The sequence below is a fragment of the Mycobacterium neumannii genome, from assembly GCF_002245615.1.
In the GTDB taxonomy this organism is placed as follows: Bacteria; Actinomycetota; Actinomycetes; order Mycobacteriales; family Mycobacteriaceae; genus Mycobacterium; species Mycobacterium neumannii_A.
The window spans coordinates 44,488-60,571 of the sequence record NZ_NKCO01000023.1 but is presented as its reverse complement, the minus strand read 5'-3'; the positions used below and the strand labels follow the sequence as shown (position 1 = coordinate 60,571).

Below are 16,084 nucleotides of genomic sequence, written 5' to 3'. Positions count from 1 at the left end.
CCTACCGGCACCTACCGCTGCGGCACAGCGGTCGGCTTGATCGGCGTCGGAAGCGCCGACCGGCCCATCAGGTAGCGGTCCACACCCGCCGCGGCCGCGCGCCCCTCCGCGATGGCCCACACGATCAGCGACTGCCCGCGCCCCATGTCGCCCGCGACGAAGACGCCGGGCACCGAGGAGGCGAAGTCGGCGTCTCGGCTGACATTGCCCCGCTCGTTGATCTCGACGCCGAGGTCGGTCAGCAGGCCTTTGCGCTCGGGACCGGTGAAGCCCATCGCGAGCAGCACGAGATCGGCTTCCATCTCGAACTCGGTGCCCTCGACCTTCTCGAACTTGCCCGCGTTCATCTTGACCTCGTGGCCACGCAGGCCGGTGACATGCCCGTCGCGGCCGATGAACTCCTCGGTGTTGACCGAGTAGACGCGCTCGCCGCCTTCCTCGTGCGCCGAGGACACCCGGAACATCAACGGGTAGACCGGCCACGGCGTCGAGTCGGCGCGTGTCTCCGGCGGCCGCGGCATGATCTCGAACTGGTGCACGCTGGCCGCGCCCTGGCGGTGAGCGGTGCCCAGACAGTCGGCGCCGGTGTCACCACCGCCGATGATGATGACCTTCTTGTCCTTCGCGTGGATCGGCGGCAGGCCGTTCTCGTCGGTGACGGGGTCGCCGAACTGCACGCGGTTGGCCCACGGCAGGTACTCCATCGCCTGATGGATGCCGTCGAGCTCGCGACCCGGGATCGGCAGGTCACGCCGCTCCGTCGCGCCGCCGGCGAGCACCACCGCGTCGAACTCCTTGCGAAGCTGCTGCGCGGTGATGTCGACGCCGACGTTGACCCCGGTGCAGAACTCGGTGCCCTCGTCCGCCATCTGCTCCAGACGACGGTCGATGTGGCGCTTTTCCATCTTGAACTCGGGGATGCCGTAGCGCAGCAGCCCGCCGATGCGGTCGTCGCGCTCGAACAGCGTGACGCTGTGCCCGGCGCGGGTCAGCTGCTGGGCGGCGGCCAGCCCGGCCGGGCCCGAGCCGACGACGGCGACCCTCTTACCGGTCTTGACCTCCGGCGGCAGCGGCGTCACCCAACCCTCGTCGAAGGCCTTGTCGATGATCTCGACCTCGACCTGTTTGATCGTGACCGGATCCTGGTTGATGCCCAGAACGCAGGAACCCTCGCACGGCGCGGGGCACAGCCGGCCGGTGAACTCCGGGAAGTTGTTCGTCGCGTGCAGCCGCTCGATGGCGTCCCGCCAGCGGTCGTTGCGCACCAGGTCGTTCCACTCGGGGATCAGGTTTCCGAGCGGACAACCGTTGTGGCAGAACGGAATCCCGCAGTCCATACAGCGGGTTGCCTGCTCGCGCAGGGTGTCGTGGGAGAATTCCTCGTAGACCTCTTTCCAGTCGCGCAGGCGAATCGGCACGGGCCGCCGCTGCGGCGTCTCGCGCTGGGTGTACTTGAGGAAACCGCGGGGATCAGCCACTGGCGGCCGCCATGATCGCCTCGTTGACGTTGGCGCCGGTGCGTTCTGCCTCGGCGATCGCCTCGAGCACCCGTTTGAAATCGCGGGGCATCACCTTGGTGAAGTGCTTCACGTTGTTGTCCCAGTCGTTGAGTATCCGTGCTCCGACAGCGGAATCGGTGGCGTCGACGTGGGCCTGGATGATGTCGTGCAGCCATGCCACATCTTCACTGTCCTCCTCGTCGAGGCCCTCCAGTTCCACCATCTCGGCGTTGAGGTTGTCCGGCAGTGCACCGTCGGGGTCGTAGACGTAGGCGATGCCACCGGACATGCCCGCGGCGAAGTTGCGCCCCGTCGGACCGAGGATCGCGATTTTGCCGCCGGTCATGTACTCACAACCGTGGTCGCCCACGCCTTCGACCACCGCGTGCGCACCGGAGTTGCGCACCGCGAACCGCTCGCCGACCTGGCCGCGGATGAACACCTGGCCGCTCGTCGCACCGAACAGGATCACGTTGCCCGCGATGATGTTGTCCTCGGCGACGTAGTCCTCGGGTGCGCTGTCCGATGGCCGCACCACGATCCGTCCACCCGAGAGGCCCTTGCCGACATAGTCGTTGGCGTCGCCGTAGACCCGGAGCGTGATGCCCTTAGGAACGAACGCCCCGAAGCTGTTGCCCGCCGAACCGTCGAAGGTGATGTCGATGGTGCCGTCCGGAAGGCCCTGCCCGCCATAGGCTTTGGTCACCTCATGGCCGAGCATCGTGCCGACTGTCCGGTTGACGTTGGCGATCGTCGTCGAGAAGCGCACCGGCGTCTGTGAATCCAGCGCTTCGCGGCACATCACGATCAGTTGCTGGTCGAGCGCCTTGTCGAGGCCATGGTCCTGACGCGAACTGCAATACAGGTCCTGGTTCATGAACGCCGACTCGGGCTCGTGCAGAACCGGCGTCAGGTCGAGCTTGTAGGCCTTCCAGTGCTCGGCGGCCTTCGTGGTGTCCAGCGCGCCGACCTGCCCGACCATCTCGTTGACCGTGCGGAAGCCCAACTGAGCCATCATCTCCCGCACCTCTTCGGCGATGAACATGAAGAAGTTCTCGACGAATTCGGGCTTTCCGGTGAACCGCTCGCGCAGCACCGGGTTCTGGGTGGCCACGCCCACCGGACAGGTGTCGAGGTGGCAGACGCGCATCATGATGCAACCCGAGACCACCAGCGGCGCGGTGGCGAAGCCGAACTCCTCGGCGCCGAGCAGTGCGGCGACCACGACGTCGCGGCCCGTCTTGAGCTGGCCGTCGACCTGGACGACGATGCGGTCGCGAAGACCGTTGAGCAGCAACGTCTGCTGGGTTTCGGCCAGACCGAGTTCCCACGGCGCGCCGGCGTGCTTCATCGACGTCAGCGGGGTCGCGCCGGTACCGCCGTCGTGGCCGGAGATCAGCACGACGTCGGCGTGCGCCTTGGACACACCGGCGGCCACCGTTCCGACGCCGTTCTCGGATACCAGCTTGACGTGCACGCGCGCCTGCGGGTTGGCGTTCTTCAGGTCGTGGATCAGCTGCGCGAGATCCTCGATCGAGTAGATGTCGTGGTGAGGCGGCGGGGAGATCAGGCCGACGCCGGGCGTCGAGTGCCGCACCTCGGCGACCCACGGGTAGACCTTGCCGCCCGGAAGCTGGCCGCCCTCACCGGGTTTCGCACCCTGGGCCATCTTGATCTGGATGTCGGTGCAGTTGCTCAGGTAATGGCTCGTCACGCCGAACCGCCCCGAGGCCACCTGCTTGATCGCACTGCGGCGCCAGTCGCCGTTCTCGTCGCGGTCGAAGCGCGACACCGCCTCGCCGCCTTCACCCGAATTCGATCGTCCGCCAAGGCGGTTCATCGCGATGGCCAATGTCTCGTGCGCCTCGGCGGAGATCGAGCCGTAGCTCATCGCGCCGGTCGAGAACCGCTTGACGATCTCGCTGGCCGGCTCCACCTCCTCGAGCGGCACCGGCGGGCGCAACCCGTCGCGGAACTTGAGCAGCCCGCGCAGCGAGGCCATCCGCTCGCTCTGATCGTCGACGAGCTTGGTGTATTCCTTGAAGATCTCGTACTGGCCGGTGCGAGTTGAATGTTGCAGCTTGAACACCGTGTCCGGATTGAACAGGTGGTACTCACCCTCCCGGCGCCACTGGTACTCGCCGCCGACCTCGAGTTCGCGGTGCGCCCACTCGTCGGGCCGATCGAGATAAGCCAACGCGTGCCGGGCGGCGATGTCGTCGGCGATGTCGTCGAGGTCGATTCCGCCGACGGGACAGGTCAATCCGGTGAAGTACTCGTCGAGCACCTGCTGGTTGATGCCGATGGCCTGGAACAGCTGGGCGCCGGTGTAGGAGGCCAGCGTCGAGATGCCCATCTTCGACATCACCTTCAACACGCCCTTGCCCGCGGCCTTGACGTAGTTGGCCTTGGCTTGGTCACTGGAGATACCGGTGATCACGCCGCGGTCGACCATGTCCTCGATCGACTCGAACGCCATGTACGGGTTGATCGCCGCCGCGCCGAAGCCGCACAGCATGGCCATGTGGTGCACCTCGCGGGCGTCGCCGGCCTCCACGACCAGCCCGACCTTGGTGCGGGTGCGTTCCCGGACGAGGTGGTGGTGCACGGCCGAGACCGACAGCAGCGACGGGATCGGCGCCATCTGCTCGTTGGATTCGCGATCGGAGAGCACGATGATGCGTGCTCCCTCGCGGATCGCGGTCGACACCTTGGCGCGCACGTTGTCCAGCGCCTCCTTGAGACCCTGCCCGCCGCGGTTGACCGGATACAGGCAGCGGATGACGGCTGCGCGGATGCCGTGCTTACGGCCGCGGATCTCGTGGTCGGGGTCGACGCAGATCAGCTTGGACAGTTCGGCGTTGCGCAGGATCGGCTGCGAGAGCACGATCTGCCTGCAGGATTCCGGACCCGGGTTGAGCAGGTCGCCCTCCGGTCCGACTGCGCCCTGCAGGCTGGTGACGACTTCTTCCCGAATGGCGTCCAGAGGTGGGTTGGTCACCTGGGCGAACAGCTGCTGGAAGTAGTCGTAGAGCATCCTCGGACGCGCCGATAGCACCGCGATCGGCGTGTCGGTGCCCATCGAGCCCAGCGCCTCGGCGCCGGTGCGCGCCATCGGCGCGACCAACAGGTTGAGCTCCTCGTAGGTGAAGCCGAAGATCTGCTGGCGCAGCACCACACGGTGGTGCGGCATCCGCACATAGTCGCCCGGCGGCAGCTCATCGAGATCGAACAGGCCGGCGTTGAGCCACTCCTGGTAAGGGTGCTCGGCGGCGAGTTCGGCCTTGATCTCCTCATCGGAGACGATGCGGCCCTTGGAGGTGTCGACCAGGAACATGCGGCCGGGCTGCAGACGCATCCGCTTGACGACGGTCGACGGGTCGAGTTCGAGCACGCCTGCCTCCGACGCCATCACCACCAGGCCGTCGGCGGTGACCCAGATCCGCGACGGACGCAGGCCGTTGCGGTCGAGCACGGCGCCGATCACCGTGCCGTCGGTGAAGCAGACCGATGCCGGGCCGTCCCACGGCTCCATCAGCGAGTCGTGGAATTCGTAGAAGGCCCGGCGGGCCGGGTCCATCGACTCGTGTCGCTCCCACGCCTCCGGGATCATCATCAGCATCGCGTGCGGCAGGCTTCGCCCGCCCAGGTGCAGGAGTTCGAGCACCTCGTCGAACCGGGCGGTGTCCGACGCCCCGGGGGTGCACACGGGGGTGATCTTGTCGAGATCCTGATTCGGGCCGAACACGTCGGTCTTGATGAGCGCCTCTCGCGCACGCATCCAGTTCTCGTTGCCGGTGACGGTGTTGATCTCGCCGTTGTGGGCGATGCGCCGGAACGGGTGGGCCAGCGGCCACGACGGGAACGTGTTGGTCGAGAAGCGTGAGTGCACGATGCCCAGCGCACTGGTGAGCCGGTCGTCCTGCAGGTCGAGGTAGAAGGCCTTGAGCTGCGGGGTGGTCAGCATGCCCTTGTAGACGAAGGTCTGCCCGGAAAGGCTTGGGAAGTAGACGGTTTCACGCCCGGGCCCGTCCTGGCCCGGCCCCTTGGTGCCCAGCTCGTGCTCGGCGCGCTTGCGCACCACGTACGCGCGACGCTCCAAATCCATGCCCGACGCACCGCCCATGAACACCTGCCGGAATGTCGGCATCGCGTCGCGGGCCAGCGCGCCCAGCGGCGAGTCGTCGATCGGTACCTCACGCCAACCCAGGACCTCGAGTCCTTCGGCCTCCGCGATCTTCTCGACGGCCTCACACGCGGTCGCCGCATCCTTCGACGACTGTGGCAGGAACGCGATTCCCGTGGCGTAGCTCCCCGGCTCCGGCAGCTCGAAGTCGACCACCTCGCGCAAGAATGCGTCGGGAACCTGCAACATGATGCCCGCACCATCGCCGGTGTTCGGCTCGGCACCCTGCGCGCCGCGGTGCTCCAGGTTCACCAGGGCGGTGATCGCCTTGTCGACGATGTCGCGACTGCGGCGGCCGTGCATATCGGCCACCATCGCGACGCCGCACGCATCGTGCTCGAACGCGGGGTTGTACAGCCCTTGCATCCTGGGCGCCATTCGCACCTACCCTTTTCCTGCACGTCTTATGAAGCTTCTGCCTGACAGCCGTAGACAGCGGCGGTTAGCCGGTCCGGCCATGGAGTGCCTTCGTGCAGCATCGAACGCCGGCCTGTATCCACTTGCCCCGAGTGGAGAAAACGATATGACAAACACCGGGTGACATGCCAACTTAGTAGACCCTAACTAGATCGGCGGGGCGGTGCGGCCGTCTCGCTCGCCACCACTCGGTTTTGCACCGAACTTCGTTGCCGCCCTGGGGTTTTCAAGGCGTCCACCTGTTCTGCAGCGGGGCGCGGTACACATCACACTTGCCTCCCGACGCCGCCTGGCGTTTGCTGAAGTGCGCTATTTCGGCGCTTTTCCCAGCTTAGACCGCTGCGTAGGGGTTTGCGAAAAGCCTAGCCAGATTCTTAGGAAACCGCTTTCAGGCTGGCTTCGGGGGTGAGGTCCAGCCGGCGCAGCAGCTGCGCGTTGAGCGCCACCACGACCGTCGACGCCGACATCAAGATCGCGCCGACGGACATCGGCAGGATGAAGCCGACCGGCGCCAGCACCCCCGCGGCCAGCGGCACCGACACCAAGTTGTATCCCGCTGCCCACCAGAGGTTTTGCTTCATCTTGCGGTATGCGGCCCGGGACAGCTGCAGTACCGACAGCACCGAGCGCGGATCCGACCCGGCCAGGATCACCCCGGCCGAGGCGATCGCCACATCGGTTCCCGCGCCGATCGCGATGCCGACATCGGCCTGGGCAAGCGCGGGGGCGTCGTTGACCCCGTCCCCGACCATCGCCACCTTGCGCCCGTCCCGCTGCAACTCGGCCACCTTTGCCGCCTTGTCCTCCGGACGTACCCCGGCGAACACCCGCTCGATCCCCAGGTCGGCGGCCACCGACTGCGCGACGGCCTCCGCGTCGCCGGTGATCATCACCACTTCGATGCCCAGCTTGGTCAGCGCCTCGACCACCTGGCGGGACTCCGGTCGCACCTCGTCGGCCAGCTTGATCGCACCGGCGGCCTCACCGTCGACCACGACGTGCAGGATGATCGCCCCTTCGTCGCGCCACCGCCCCGTTTCGGGCAGGTCGGCGAGCCCCGCTTCGGCCAGCATCCGCGGCCCGCCGACCTGGACGGTGCGGCCCCCGACCGTGGCCTTGACGCCGACCGCCGGGGACGAGCTGAAGTCGGTGGTCGGCGGCAGGTTCAGCGAGCGGTCGCGCGCGGCCGCGACGATCGCCTTGGCCAGCGGATGCTCGGAGTACGCCTCGGCCGCCGCCGCCCACGTCAGGACATCCTCGGCGGAATGGCCGGGTGCAGTCGCGACCGTGGTGACCGACGGCTCCCCCTTGGTCAGCGTGCCCGTCTTGTCGAACAGCACGGACTCGACGGTCCGCATGCTCTCCAGCGCCAGCCGGTCCTTGATCAGAACGCCTCCGCGTGCGGCGCGTTCGGTGGCGATCGAGACCACCAGCGGTATCGCCAGCCCCAAAGCGTGCGGGCAGGCGATCACCAGGACGGTGATGGTCCTGATGACGGCCGCGGCGGGCAAACCCACGAACGACCACACCACCGCGGTGACGATCGCCGCCGACAGCGCGAACCAGAACAGCCAACCCGCCGCCTTGTCGGCCAGGCGCTGCGCCCGCGACGACGAGTTCTGCGCTTCGGTCACCAACCGCTGGATACCGGCCAGCGTCGTGTCGTCGCCGACCGCGCTGACCTGCACCCGCAGCCCTGAGTCGGTGGCCACCGTGCCGGCAACGACGTGGTCGCCAGCCCCCCGGCGAACCGGCCGCGATTCGCCGGTGACCATCGACTCGTCGACGTCCGCCGTGCCGGCGATAATCTCGCCATCGGCAGGGATGTTGCCTCCGGGGCGCACCAGGACGACGTCGCCCACACGCAACTCGGCCGGTGCGACGGTCTCCGTGCCGCCGTCGACGACCCGCTCGGCCTCGTCAGGTAGCAGCGCCGCCAGGGAGTCGAGCGCCGATGTGGTCTGCGCGAGCGAGCGCATCTCGATCCAGTGGCCGAGCAGCATGATCACGATCAGCAGTGCCAGTTCCCACCAGAAGTCCAGTTCGTGGTGCAGCACACCGAGGCTCGCGCCCCAGGACGACAGGAACGCCACCGTGATCGCCAGCCCGATCAGCAGCATCATTCCCGGTGCACGGGAACGGATTTCACTGACCGCCCCGGACAGGAAGGGCCGCCCGCCCCAGACGTACATCACGGTGCCGAGCACCGGCGGCACCCATCGGATCCCGGGGATGTCGGGCAGCGAGTAGCCGAGGATCATCGAGAACATCCCCGACAGCGCGACGGTGGGGACGGCGAGCAGGAGCATGGTCCAGAACAGGCGCCGGAACTCGGCGACGTGGCCAGAATGGTCATGGCCGCCCGAATGGTCGTGGCCCTGCGGATGGTCGTGCCCCGAATGACCGACCGCGGCCGTGTCCGGGTGCTGTGTGCCATGGCCGGCGTGCGTCATAGCGGCCATGGTATACCCCCTAGGGGTATATGGCCAGGGCTTGTTCGGTCACGCTGTACCTCGATGTCGCATCCACTGAACACTCCGCTGGGCCGGTTCGGCATCGTGACGTCCACGGACGCGCCCGGCAAGTGCGTGGCCTCGATCCCGGTGGGCGGCATGGTCAACCCCCTGACCGGCGCCCCGACGATCGCGCCCATGGCGATGCTGGTCGACCACGCGTGCGGCCTCGTCAACCACCGGCGCCGCGCCGACGATGAGTGGACGGTGTCCAGCGAGCTGTCCCTGGAAGCCGATCCCGACGCCGCCGAAATCATCGCGGGCGCCCCGGATGTACCGGTGGTCGCGACCGCCCGACCGTTCGGCGCCAAGAGCGACGTCGCGTTGGCGCTGTGCGAGCTGACTCACCGCGACACCGTGCTCGCCACGGCCACCGTGCGTTCGTTCTACATCCACTCACCCGCCGACATCGCACCGTTTCCCGACGGTCCGTCCGGCCCGCTGCCGCCGGGCACGCTCGCCGACCGGATGGCGGTTCGCGTCGCCGAGAGCGGCGGCGCGGGGCGGGTTCTGCTGCAGGACGAGGACCCCGTGCTGAACAACGCGATCGGCATCGTGCACGGCGGGGTGACGGCCATGGCGCTGGAACTGGTGGCGTCGGCCGTACTCGACACCGATGGTTCAGACCGGCCGCTGCGAACCGCGTCGTTGCGGGTCAACTTCATGCGGCCCTTCCACAGTGGGCCCGAATCTCGTTATGTTGGAACCGCTTTGCGCATCGGGCGCCGGACGGGCGTCGCCGAGGGGCAAGCCGTCGGCCCCGGTGGAGGTGTGGCGATCCTCGCCAGACTGACCGCATACCGCTGATACGCGCACTAGCATCTGGAGACCATGGCCGAGACCCGTGAAACCGGCGGCGGCCTCGGGGGATTCGTTCGACGCTCCGGCTACATCCGTAAGTGGCTGATTCTCGGGATCGCGATCGGCGTCATCGCCGGCCTCGGCGCGGTGGTGTTCTATCTGGCGCTCGACTATGCGGGCGACTTCCTGCTCGGTGACCTGGCCGGCTACCGGATTCCCAAACCGGTCGGCGACGGCGGCGATCCCGGCTCGGCGGGCTTCGACCGGCCGTGGGCCATCCCGCTGGTGGTCTGCGGCGGCGCGCTCGTATCGGCGTGGCTGGTCGCAAAGTTCGCACCCGAGGCCGAAGGGCACGGCACCGACAGCGCGATCGAAGCCGTGCACACCGACCCCCGCGCCATCCGGGGACGAGCCATCGTGATCAAGACCATCGCCAGCGCCCTGACCATCGGGTCGGGCGGCTCCGGCGGCCGCGAAGGCCCCGCCGCGCAGATCTCCGCGGGCTTCGGATCCATGCTGACCCGCTGGCTGAACCTGTCCGACGAGGACGGGCGGATTGCGGTGTCGCTCGGAATCGGGTCGGGTATCGGGGCGATCTTCGGCGCCCCGCTCGGCGGCGCGGTGCTGGCGGCCTCGATCGTGTACCGCCGAGACTTCGACTACCGGGCGTTGATTCCGGGATTCATCACCTCGGCGACCGCCTACTCGGTACTGGGTTCGATCCTCGGCTTCGACCCGCTGTTCGGATTCGTCGCTGCCGACTACCGCTTCGACAGCCCGCTCGATCTGGGCTGGTTCGTCGTGCTCGGCGTCGTCGCGGCCGGCGTCGGCTACCTCTACGCGCGCATCTTCTACGGAACCGTCGCACTGACCGGTCGCCTGCCCGGCCACAAGGTGCTCAAACCCGCGGTCGGCGGCCTGGCGGTGGGACTGCTGGGCCTGGCGATCCCGCAGGTTCTGGCCAGCGGATACGGATGGGCGCAGAAGGCCACGGCCACCGACACCCTGATGGCGATACCGCTGTGGATCGTGCTGCTCCTGCCGCTCGCCAAGATCGTGGCGACGTCGCTGTCGATCGGCACCGGCGGTTCGGGCGGCATCTTCGGGCCCGGCGTCGTTATAGGCGCCTTCGTCGGCGCCGCGCTGTGGCGACTCGGCGATCTGGTCGACGCCCCTGGAATCCCCGACAGCCCCGCCACCTTCGTCGTCGTCGGCATGATGGCGTGCTTCGGCAGTGTCGCGCACGCGCCGCTGGCCGTGATGATCATGGTGGCGGAGATGACCGGTTCGTTCTCGGTGATCCCGTGCGCGATGGTCGCCGTCGGTATCGCCTACATGTTGATGTCGCGCACCGACGTCTCGATCTACCGCGCGCAGCGCCTCGACCGGGAAGCCGCCGACGCCGCGCGTGGCGCCGACGGACGCCGGCCACCTCCGCCCGAAGCGGCTACTTGACCGGCGCCTTCTTCTTGGCCTGGCTGGCGGCCTCCTTCTCCGTCGACGCGCCCTTGTTGCCCAACTGGCCGCCCGAGTTCTCCAGGTGCGCACGCACGAACCACTGGAACTTCTCCAACTCCGCGGCGTGGCCGATCAGCATGTCCTCGGTGACCGGATCGGAATCCTCGGCGTCCTCGATGTTCTTGCGGGTGTCCTCGATGACTCCGTCGTAGACGAGATCGAGTGCGGCCAGGTGCGCCTGCACGGTGTCGCGGTCCAGCGAGTAGTCATCCCAGGATCGGTCGCCGATGATCGCGCCCGGGGTGCCCTTCGGGGAGAAGCCGAGAGTCGCGATGCGCTCGGCGACCTCGTCGGCGTAGCCGCGCACCAACTCGACCTGCGGGTCGATCATCTCGTGGACTCCGATGAAGTTCGGGCCCACCACATTCCAGTGAATGTGCTTGAGCGTCAGGTGCAGATCGTTGTACCGGCTCAGCTGCTTCTGCAGCAGCTCGGCCATCTTGGCCGCATCTTTGTCGGTCATTCCCGGAACGGTGTACGGGGACTTAGGCATGGGAAAACTCCTTTGCACGCATACGGTGTCGAGGGTTCGACTACCCGCTGCGTTGGCGAGGTAATCACCCCATCACAGGCGTCACATCTCGATCAGATTCGGGATCGCCATGCGCGGGCCGAACCGCGGAAGCACCGCAAGACCGCTCACTTCCAACAAGCGCACAGCGCGGTGACGGTGCGGGCGAAGCGGTTCGAGCAACTCGACCATCGCGGGATCGTCGATCGGATGACCCAGCAGGCTCCACCCGACCATCTTCGCCAGGTGGTAGTCGCCGACCGAGAGCGCATCCGCGTCACCGAACGCGCGCTGACTCGTCTCGGCGGCGGTCCACTCACCGACCCCCGGAAGCGACGCCATCGCGGCACGCGCCCTGGTCGGTGACCGGGCGCCCAGTCGTTCCAGCGAGTCGGCGCGCTGAGCGCACACGACGACGGTGCGGGCGCGGCGCGGATCGACGTTGGCGCGGTGGAACTCCCACGACGGGATGCGGCGCCAGACGTCACCGGGCGGTGCCACCCGCATGTGCGCGGGCGCCGGTCCGGGTGCGGGGGCGCCGTACTTGGTGACCAGCAGCCGCCACGCGCGGCGCGCGTCCTTGCCGTAGACCCGCTGTTCGAGCACCGCGGGAATCAGGGCTTCGAGCACGCGGTCGGTGCGGCCCAGCCGAAGATGTCGCACGCGTCGATGCGCGGCGGCGATGGTCGGTTCCGTGGGCGCAAAGCCGACGCTGTCGTCGTACGCGCCGAGTTGGGCGGGCAGGGTCTCGGCGAATTCCGTCGCACCCTCACCCCACGCTTCGCAGTCGACTGTGTCTGGTGCCGATTTGGTGAGGCGCGCGGAGACCGGGCCGCTGCGCATCAGGCTGGTGCGCCAGATCGCGCCGTCGGGCGCGTCGAAGTAGCAGGGGTCTTTTCGGCCACGCCGCAGCGGCGCCAGGGTCAACGCGGGGCTGACCGGGCCGTCGAAGACGACGCTGACCGAGGTGTGCACCGGCCAAGGTTATGCCGGGTCCACGACAACCTGCGCCTTGTCCGGATAGAACGCGACGTGCCCGGCGATGGGGGCGACGGCCGGGTAGGGCTTCTGGTAGGTCCAGATGGCGTCCTCGATGACGGCGCCGGTCTCGGTCACGACGTGGTAGTAGCCGGCGTCGCCCTTGAACGGGCAGTACGTCTGGGTATCGCTTTGCCGCAGCTTGTCTTTGGCGACGTCGGCAAGCGGGATGTACTGCACCGCCGGATAGGTTGACTCCTGCAGCGTCAACGCCCGATCCGTGTCGGCGACGATCTCGCCGTTCACCCGGACCGTGACGTGTCTGCCGGTCGGCTCGACGGTGATCGGGTGCTTCGCGGTGGGCTCGAGTATGGGTCGATCGCTCATGTCATGGCCAACGCACGAGGTGCTGGTCGGAATTCCGGACGTGTCGGTGGGTGGTGGCATAGTCGAACACATGTTCGGATCGGACTTCGCAGAGGCCGACGACGCCGCTGTGGTCGCCGCCATCGCGGAGGGTGCACGTGCGGAGGCGCAAGCCGCCGCACGCCGGCTCGCGGCCATTGCAGAGTTGGTCCGGCGCAAGGTCTGCGATGACGACGAGCGGCAGCGGTCCGCGTTCGATCCGTGGGATGCCGTCGCCGCCGAGGTGGCCGCGGCGATGACGGTCGGTCATCGGCGCGCTTCGGGGCAGATGCGCATCGCGCAGGCGCTGCGCGAGCGGCTGCCACAGGTTGCCGCTTTGTTCGAGCAGGGCGGTATCAGTGCGCGGATCGTCTCGACGATCACCTGGCGCACCACGCTGATCGAGGATCCTGAGGCGTTGGCACTCATCGACACCGCACTCGCCCAACGGGCGTCGCGGTTGAGTCCGCTGTCGGAGCGGCGACTCGACGATGCGGTCGACGCGCTCGTCCACCGGTTCGACCCGCTCGCCGTGCGGAAATCAAAAACTACGGCCCGCACCCGGGACTTCCACTTCGGGGACGAAGACGACGCGGCCGGCACCACTTCGGTGTGGGGCCGGTTGTTGGCCACGGACGCGGCCGCCCTCAAACGGCGCGTCGCCGAGATGATGAAGGGGCTGTGCGACGACGATCCGCGCAGTATGGGCGAGCGGCGCGCCGACGCTGTCGGTGCGTTGGCGGCCGGCCATGACCAATTGGCTTGTGCGTGCGGATCGCCGACATGCGCCGCTGCCGGTGTGCAGGCGTCGAATGTCCTCATACACGTGATCGCCGATCAAGCCGCGATCGACGATGCCACTCGCATAACCAAAGGCGAGGCCGCTGCCACAACCGAAGGCGAGGCCGCTCCCGCTACCGAATGCGACGCGGTCAGCACTGCCTTCCGCGACACAGGCGGCACCGCCTCACCCCGTGGGGACGCGTTACGCCCCAAGAAGCGTGGCACTGCAGTACTGCTGGGCCACGGGGCGTTGCCCACGTTCCTACTGCCCTGGCTGATCAGCCGCGGGGCGAAGGTGCGCCCGATAAAAATGCCGGGGTCGAAAGCCGAGTCGCGGTATCAGCCGTCAGCGGCGCTGGCCGAATTCGTGCGCATGCGTGATATGTACTGTCGCGCACCGGGATGCGACGTGCCCGCCGACCTCTGCGATCTCGACCACACGACCCCGTGGCCCCTGGGACCCACGCATCCGTCGAACCTCAAATGCCTGTGCCGTAAGAACCACATGATGAAGACATTCTGCGGCGGCCCTGACGGATGGCGCGACATACAGCTTCCGGATGGGACTGTCATCTGGACCGCACCGAGCGGCCACACCTATACGACCTACCCCGGTAGCAAGCTGTTCTTCGAATGGGACACGACCACGGCCAACTTGCCACCGCCACCGGATATTCCACCACCCGCACCTGATCGAGAAGCAAAGATGCCGAAGCGAAGACGCACTCGCGCGGCCGAATTCGCCGCACGCATCAAAGCTGAGCGGGCGCGTAATGTCGATCCTGCACCGTTCTAAGAGCCGACGCCGGCTAGTGCGGTCGGTCGCCGAACCGCGCCGCTACCGCGATGTGTGTCAACGACGGGTCGGCCTTATTCAGGTAGTACGCCGTCCGTTCCGAAGTAGGTGGTGTAATCGGCTGATGGCACAACTTGAACGGCACGGCGCGGTGTACGTGTTGCCCCTCGGCGAGGACGAGAACCGCTTCCACCCCGACCGGCTGACCGCGATGAACTCGGCACTCGACGAGGTGGAGGGCGCCGACGGGCCGAAGGCCGTCGTCACCACAGGCAGCGGCAAGTTCTACTCCAACGGGCTCGATCTGGACTTCATGGCTGCCAATCCCGATGCGGCCGAGGCCAACCTCGCCGACGTGCACGCGCTGTTGGCGCGCGTGCTGGCGTTCCCGGCGCCGATCATCGCCGCGGTGCAAGGGCACGCCTTCGCTGCCGGAGCGATGCTGGCGCTGGCCCACGACCAGATCGTCATGCGCGCCGATCGCGGCTTCTTCTGCCTGCCCGAGGTCGACCTCGGTATCCCGTTCACCGCCGGGATGAACGCGCTCATCCGGTCCCGCCTGCCGATCGCGACCGCGCACGAGGCGATGACCACGGCGCGGCGGTACGGCGGCGAGGACGCCCGCGCGGCCGGAATCGTCGCCGCCACCGCCGGGGAGGGTGACGTCCTCGACGCAGCGGTCGCCCGCGCCGATGCGCTGGCCGCCAAAGCCGGCGCGGTGTTCGGCACGATCAAGGCACGCTTGTACGCCGAAGTGATCGCCGAACTCAAGGTGCGCTAGCCGCCGAAGTGAACATCTGCACGAAACACGGCTCATTTTTCATGCATATCTTCAGTTTCGAGTGCAACTCCTCAGAACGCCCAGCGGTGATACTGCGCCATGTACCGCAACGCCGGCAGCGCCGACATCGCCCGCCCCATCGCCCGGTAATACCAGGTGACGTCGCGGAATGTCGGCGAATCGAACGGTGACACCCACGCCAGCAACCGCACACCGGGCACCGCCTCGGCGATATCGTCCGGACCGTCGACCCCCCACTGCAGCGTCGCCCCCGAGCGCCGCACCACCGCGTTCAGGACCTGCGACCGGATGCCGAGCCGGCTGAACGCGTCGAATTGCAGTTCGCCGGAGGGAAACCCGTCGACCACCCGCCGCAGCAGCGCCGCACCATCGGATTCCGTCAGGTACATGGTGAGGCCCTCGGCGATCATCAAAGTCGGCCGGTCCGAGGGGATTTCGGGCAACCACGAGGCATCCGTGACCGAGGCGCCGATCACCCGGTAACGGTCGCGTTCCGGATAGAGCTGCGTGCGCAGACTCGCGACCTCCGGATAGTCGATGTCGAACCAGTCGACCCCGGGCCCGGTGTCCACCCGAAACGCCCGCGCGTCCAGCCCGCATCCCAGGTGCAGCACGACCGCCCGCGGGTGCACGGCCAGGAACTGGCGCGTCCACCTGTCGAAGTGCGCGCTGCGGGTGGTCACCGATGCCGAATTGGCCGGTGTGATCGTCGTTTTCGACCAGTCATAGTCGATGCGCTCGACGATGTCCTTGGCGAACGGGTCACCCAGGATCGGGTTCGGCAGGTCGGCGTCGAGCGCCTTGGCGTAGAACGTCGCAAGCATGTTCTGCGGCGCACCGGACAAATCGACGGAAAGCTTGTCGGGCATCTCTAC

The 16,084-nt window shown here is 67.6% G+C and carries 11 protein-coding genes; 4 read left to right on the top strand and 7 right to left on the bottom strand.

Going from position 1 to position 16,084, the window contains the following annotated elements:
* Nucleotides 1–11: 11 nt before the first annotated feature.
* The 3 genes from CEX88_RS21330 to CEX88_RS21320 form a co-directional block, all read right to left on the bottom strand.
* On the bottom strand, nt 12–1,478 hold the full coding sequence (locus CEX88_RS21330) for a glutamate synthase subunit beta (protein WP_094295014.1): 1,467 nt from the start codon (nt 1,476–1,478) through the stop codon (nt 12–14).
* Nucleotides 1,471–6,063, bottom strand: a complete 4,593-nt coding sequence (gene gltB, locus CEX88_RS21325) for a glutamate synthase large subunit (protein ID WP_094295013.1) — start codon at nt 6,061–6,063, stop codon at nt 1,471–1,473. The genes CEX88_RS21330 and gltB overlap by 8 nt, the downstream gene beginning before the upstream one ends.
* 413 nt (nt 6,064–6,476) lie before the next feature.
* Complete coding sequence (locus CEX88_RS21320; RefSeq protein WP_094295012.1) at nt 6,477–8,564, bottom strand: heavy metal translocating P-type ATPase; 2,088 nt, start codon at nt 8,562–8,564, stop codon at nt 6,477–6,479.
* A gap of 54 nt (nt 8,565–8,618) precedes the next feature.
* On the opposite strand from CEX88_RS21320, the gene CEX88_RS21315 reads away from it, so the two are divergent.
* Nucleotides 8,619–9,422 carry a PaaI family thioesterase gene (locus tag CEX88_RS21315; RefSeq protein WP_094295011.1) on the top strand — a complete coding sequence of 268 codons (804 nt, stop codon included), beginning with the start codon at nt 8,619–8,621 and terminating at the stop codon, nt 9,420–9,422.
* Nucleotides 9,423–9,446: 24 nt separating this feature from the next.
* Entirely contained in the window at nt 9,447–10,871 is a 1,425-nt protein-coding gene (locus tag CEX88_RS21310; protein WP_094295010.1) for a chloride channel protein, read from the top strand.
* Here the strand turns inward: CEX88_RS21310 and CEX88_RS21305 are convergent.
* The 3 genes from CEX88_RS21305 to CEX88_RS21295 form a co-directional block, all read right to left on the bottom strand.
* A complete protein-coding gene (locus tag CEX88_RS21305; RefSeq protein ID WP_094295009.1) occupies nt 10,864–11,427 on the bottom strand; it encodes a Dps family protein in 564 nt (187 codons plus the stop codon). The two genes, CEX88_RS21310 and CEX88_RS21305, sit on opposite strands and share 8 nt — an antisense overlap.
* An 81-nt stretch (nt 11,428–11,508) precedes the next feature.
* On the bottom strand, nt 11,509–12,420 hold the full coding sequence (locus tag CEX88_RS21300) for a DNA-3-methyladenine glycosylase family protein (RefSeq protein ID WP_094295008.1): 912 nt from the start codon (nt 12,418–12,420) through the stop codon (nt 11,509–11,511).
* A gap of 9 nt (nt 12,421–12,429) precedes the next feature.
* Complete coding sequence (locus tag CEX88_RS21295) at nt 12,430–12,810, bottom strand: DUF427 domain-containing protein (RefSeq protein ID WP_094295007.1); 381 nt, start codon at nt 12,808–12,810, stop codon at nt 12,430–12,432.
* Here CEX88_RS21295 and CEX88_RS21290 point away from each other — a divergent pair.
* Together CEX88_RS21290 and CEX88_RS21285 are read left to right on the top strand one after the other, a co-directional pair.
* Nucleotides 12,809–14,407: an HNH endonuclease signature motif containing protein gene (locus CEX88_RS21290; RefSeq protein WP_238382145.1), complete on the top strand. Its 1,599-nt coding sequence runs from the start codon at nt 12,809–12,811 to the stop codon at nt 14,405–14,407. The genes CEX88_RS21295 and CEX88_RS21290 overlap by 2 nt on opposite strands.
* 124 nt (nt 14,408–14,531) lie before the next feature.
* Entirely contained in the window at nt 14,532–15,188 is a 657-nt protein-coding gene (locus CEX88_RS21285) for an enoyl-CoA hydratase-related protein (protein ID WP_066841894.1), read from the top strand.
* Nucleotides 15,189–15,259: 71 nt separating this feature from the next.
* On the opposite strand, the gene CEX88_RS21280 is transcribed toward CEX88_RS21285, so the two are convergent.
* Nucleotides 15,260–16,078, bottom strand: coding sequence for a class I SAM-dependent methyltransferase (locus CEX88_RS21280; RefSeq protein ID WP_094295006.1), 819 nt, complete (start codon nt 16,076–16,078; stop codon nt 15,260–15,262).
* Nucleotides 16,079–16,084: the final 6 nt, after the last annotated feature.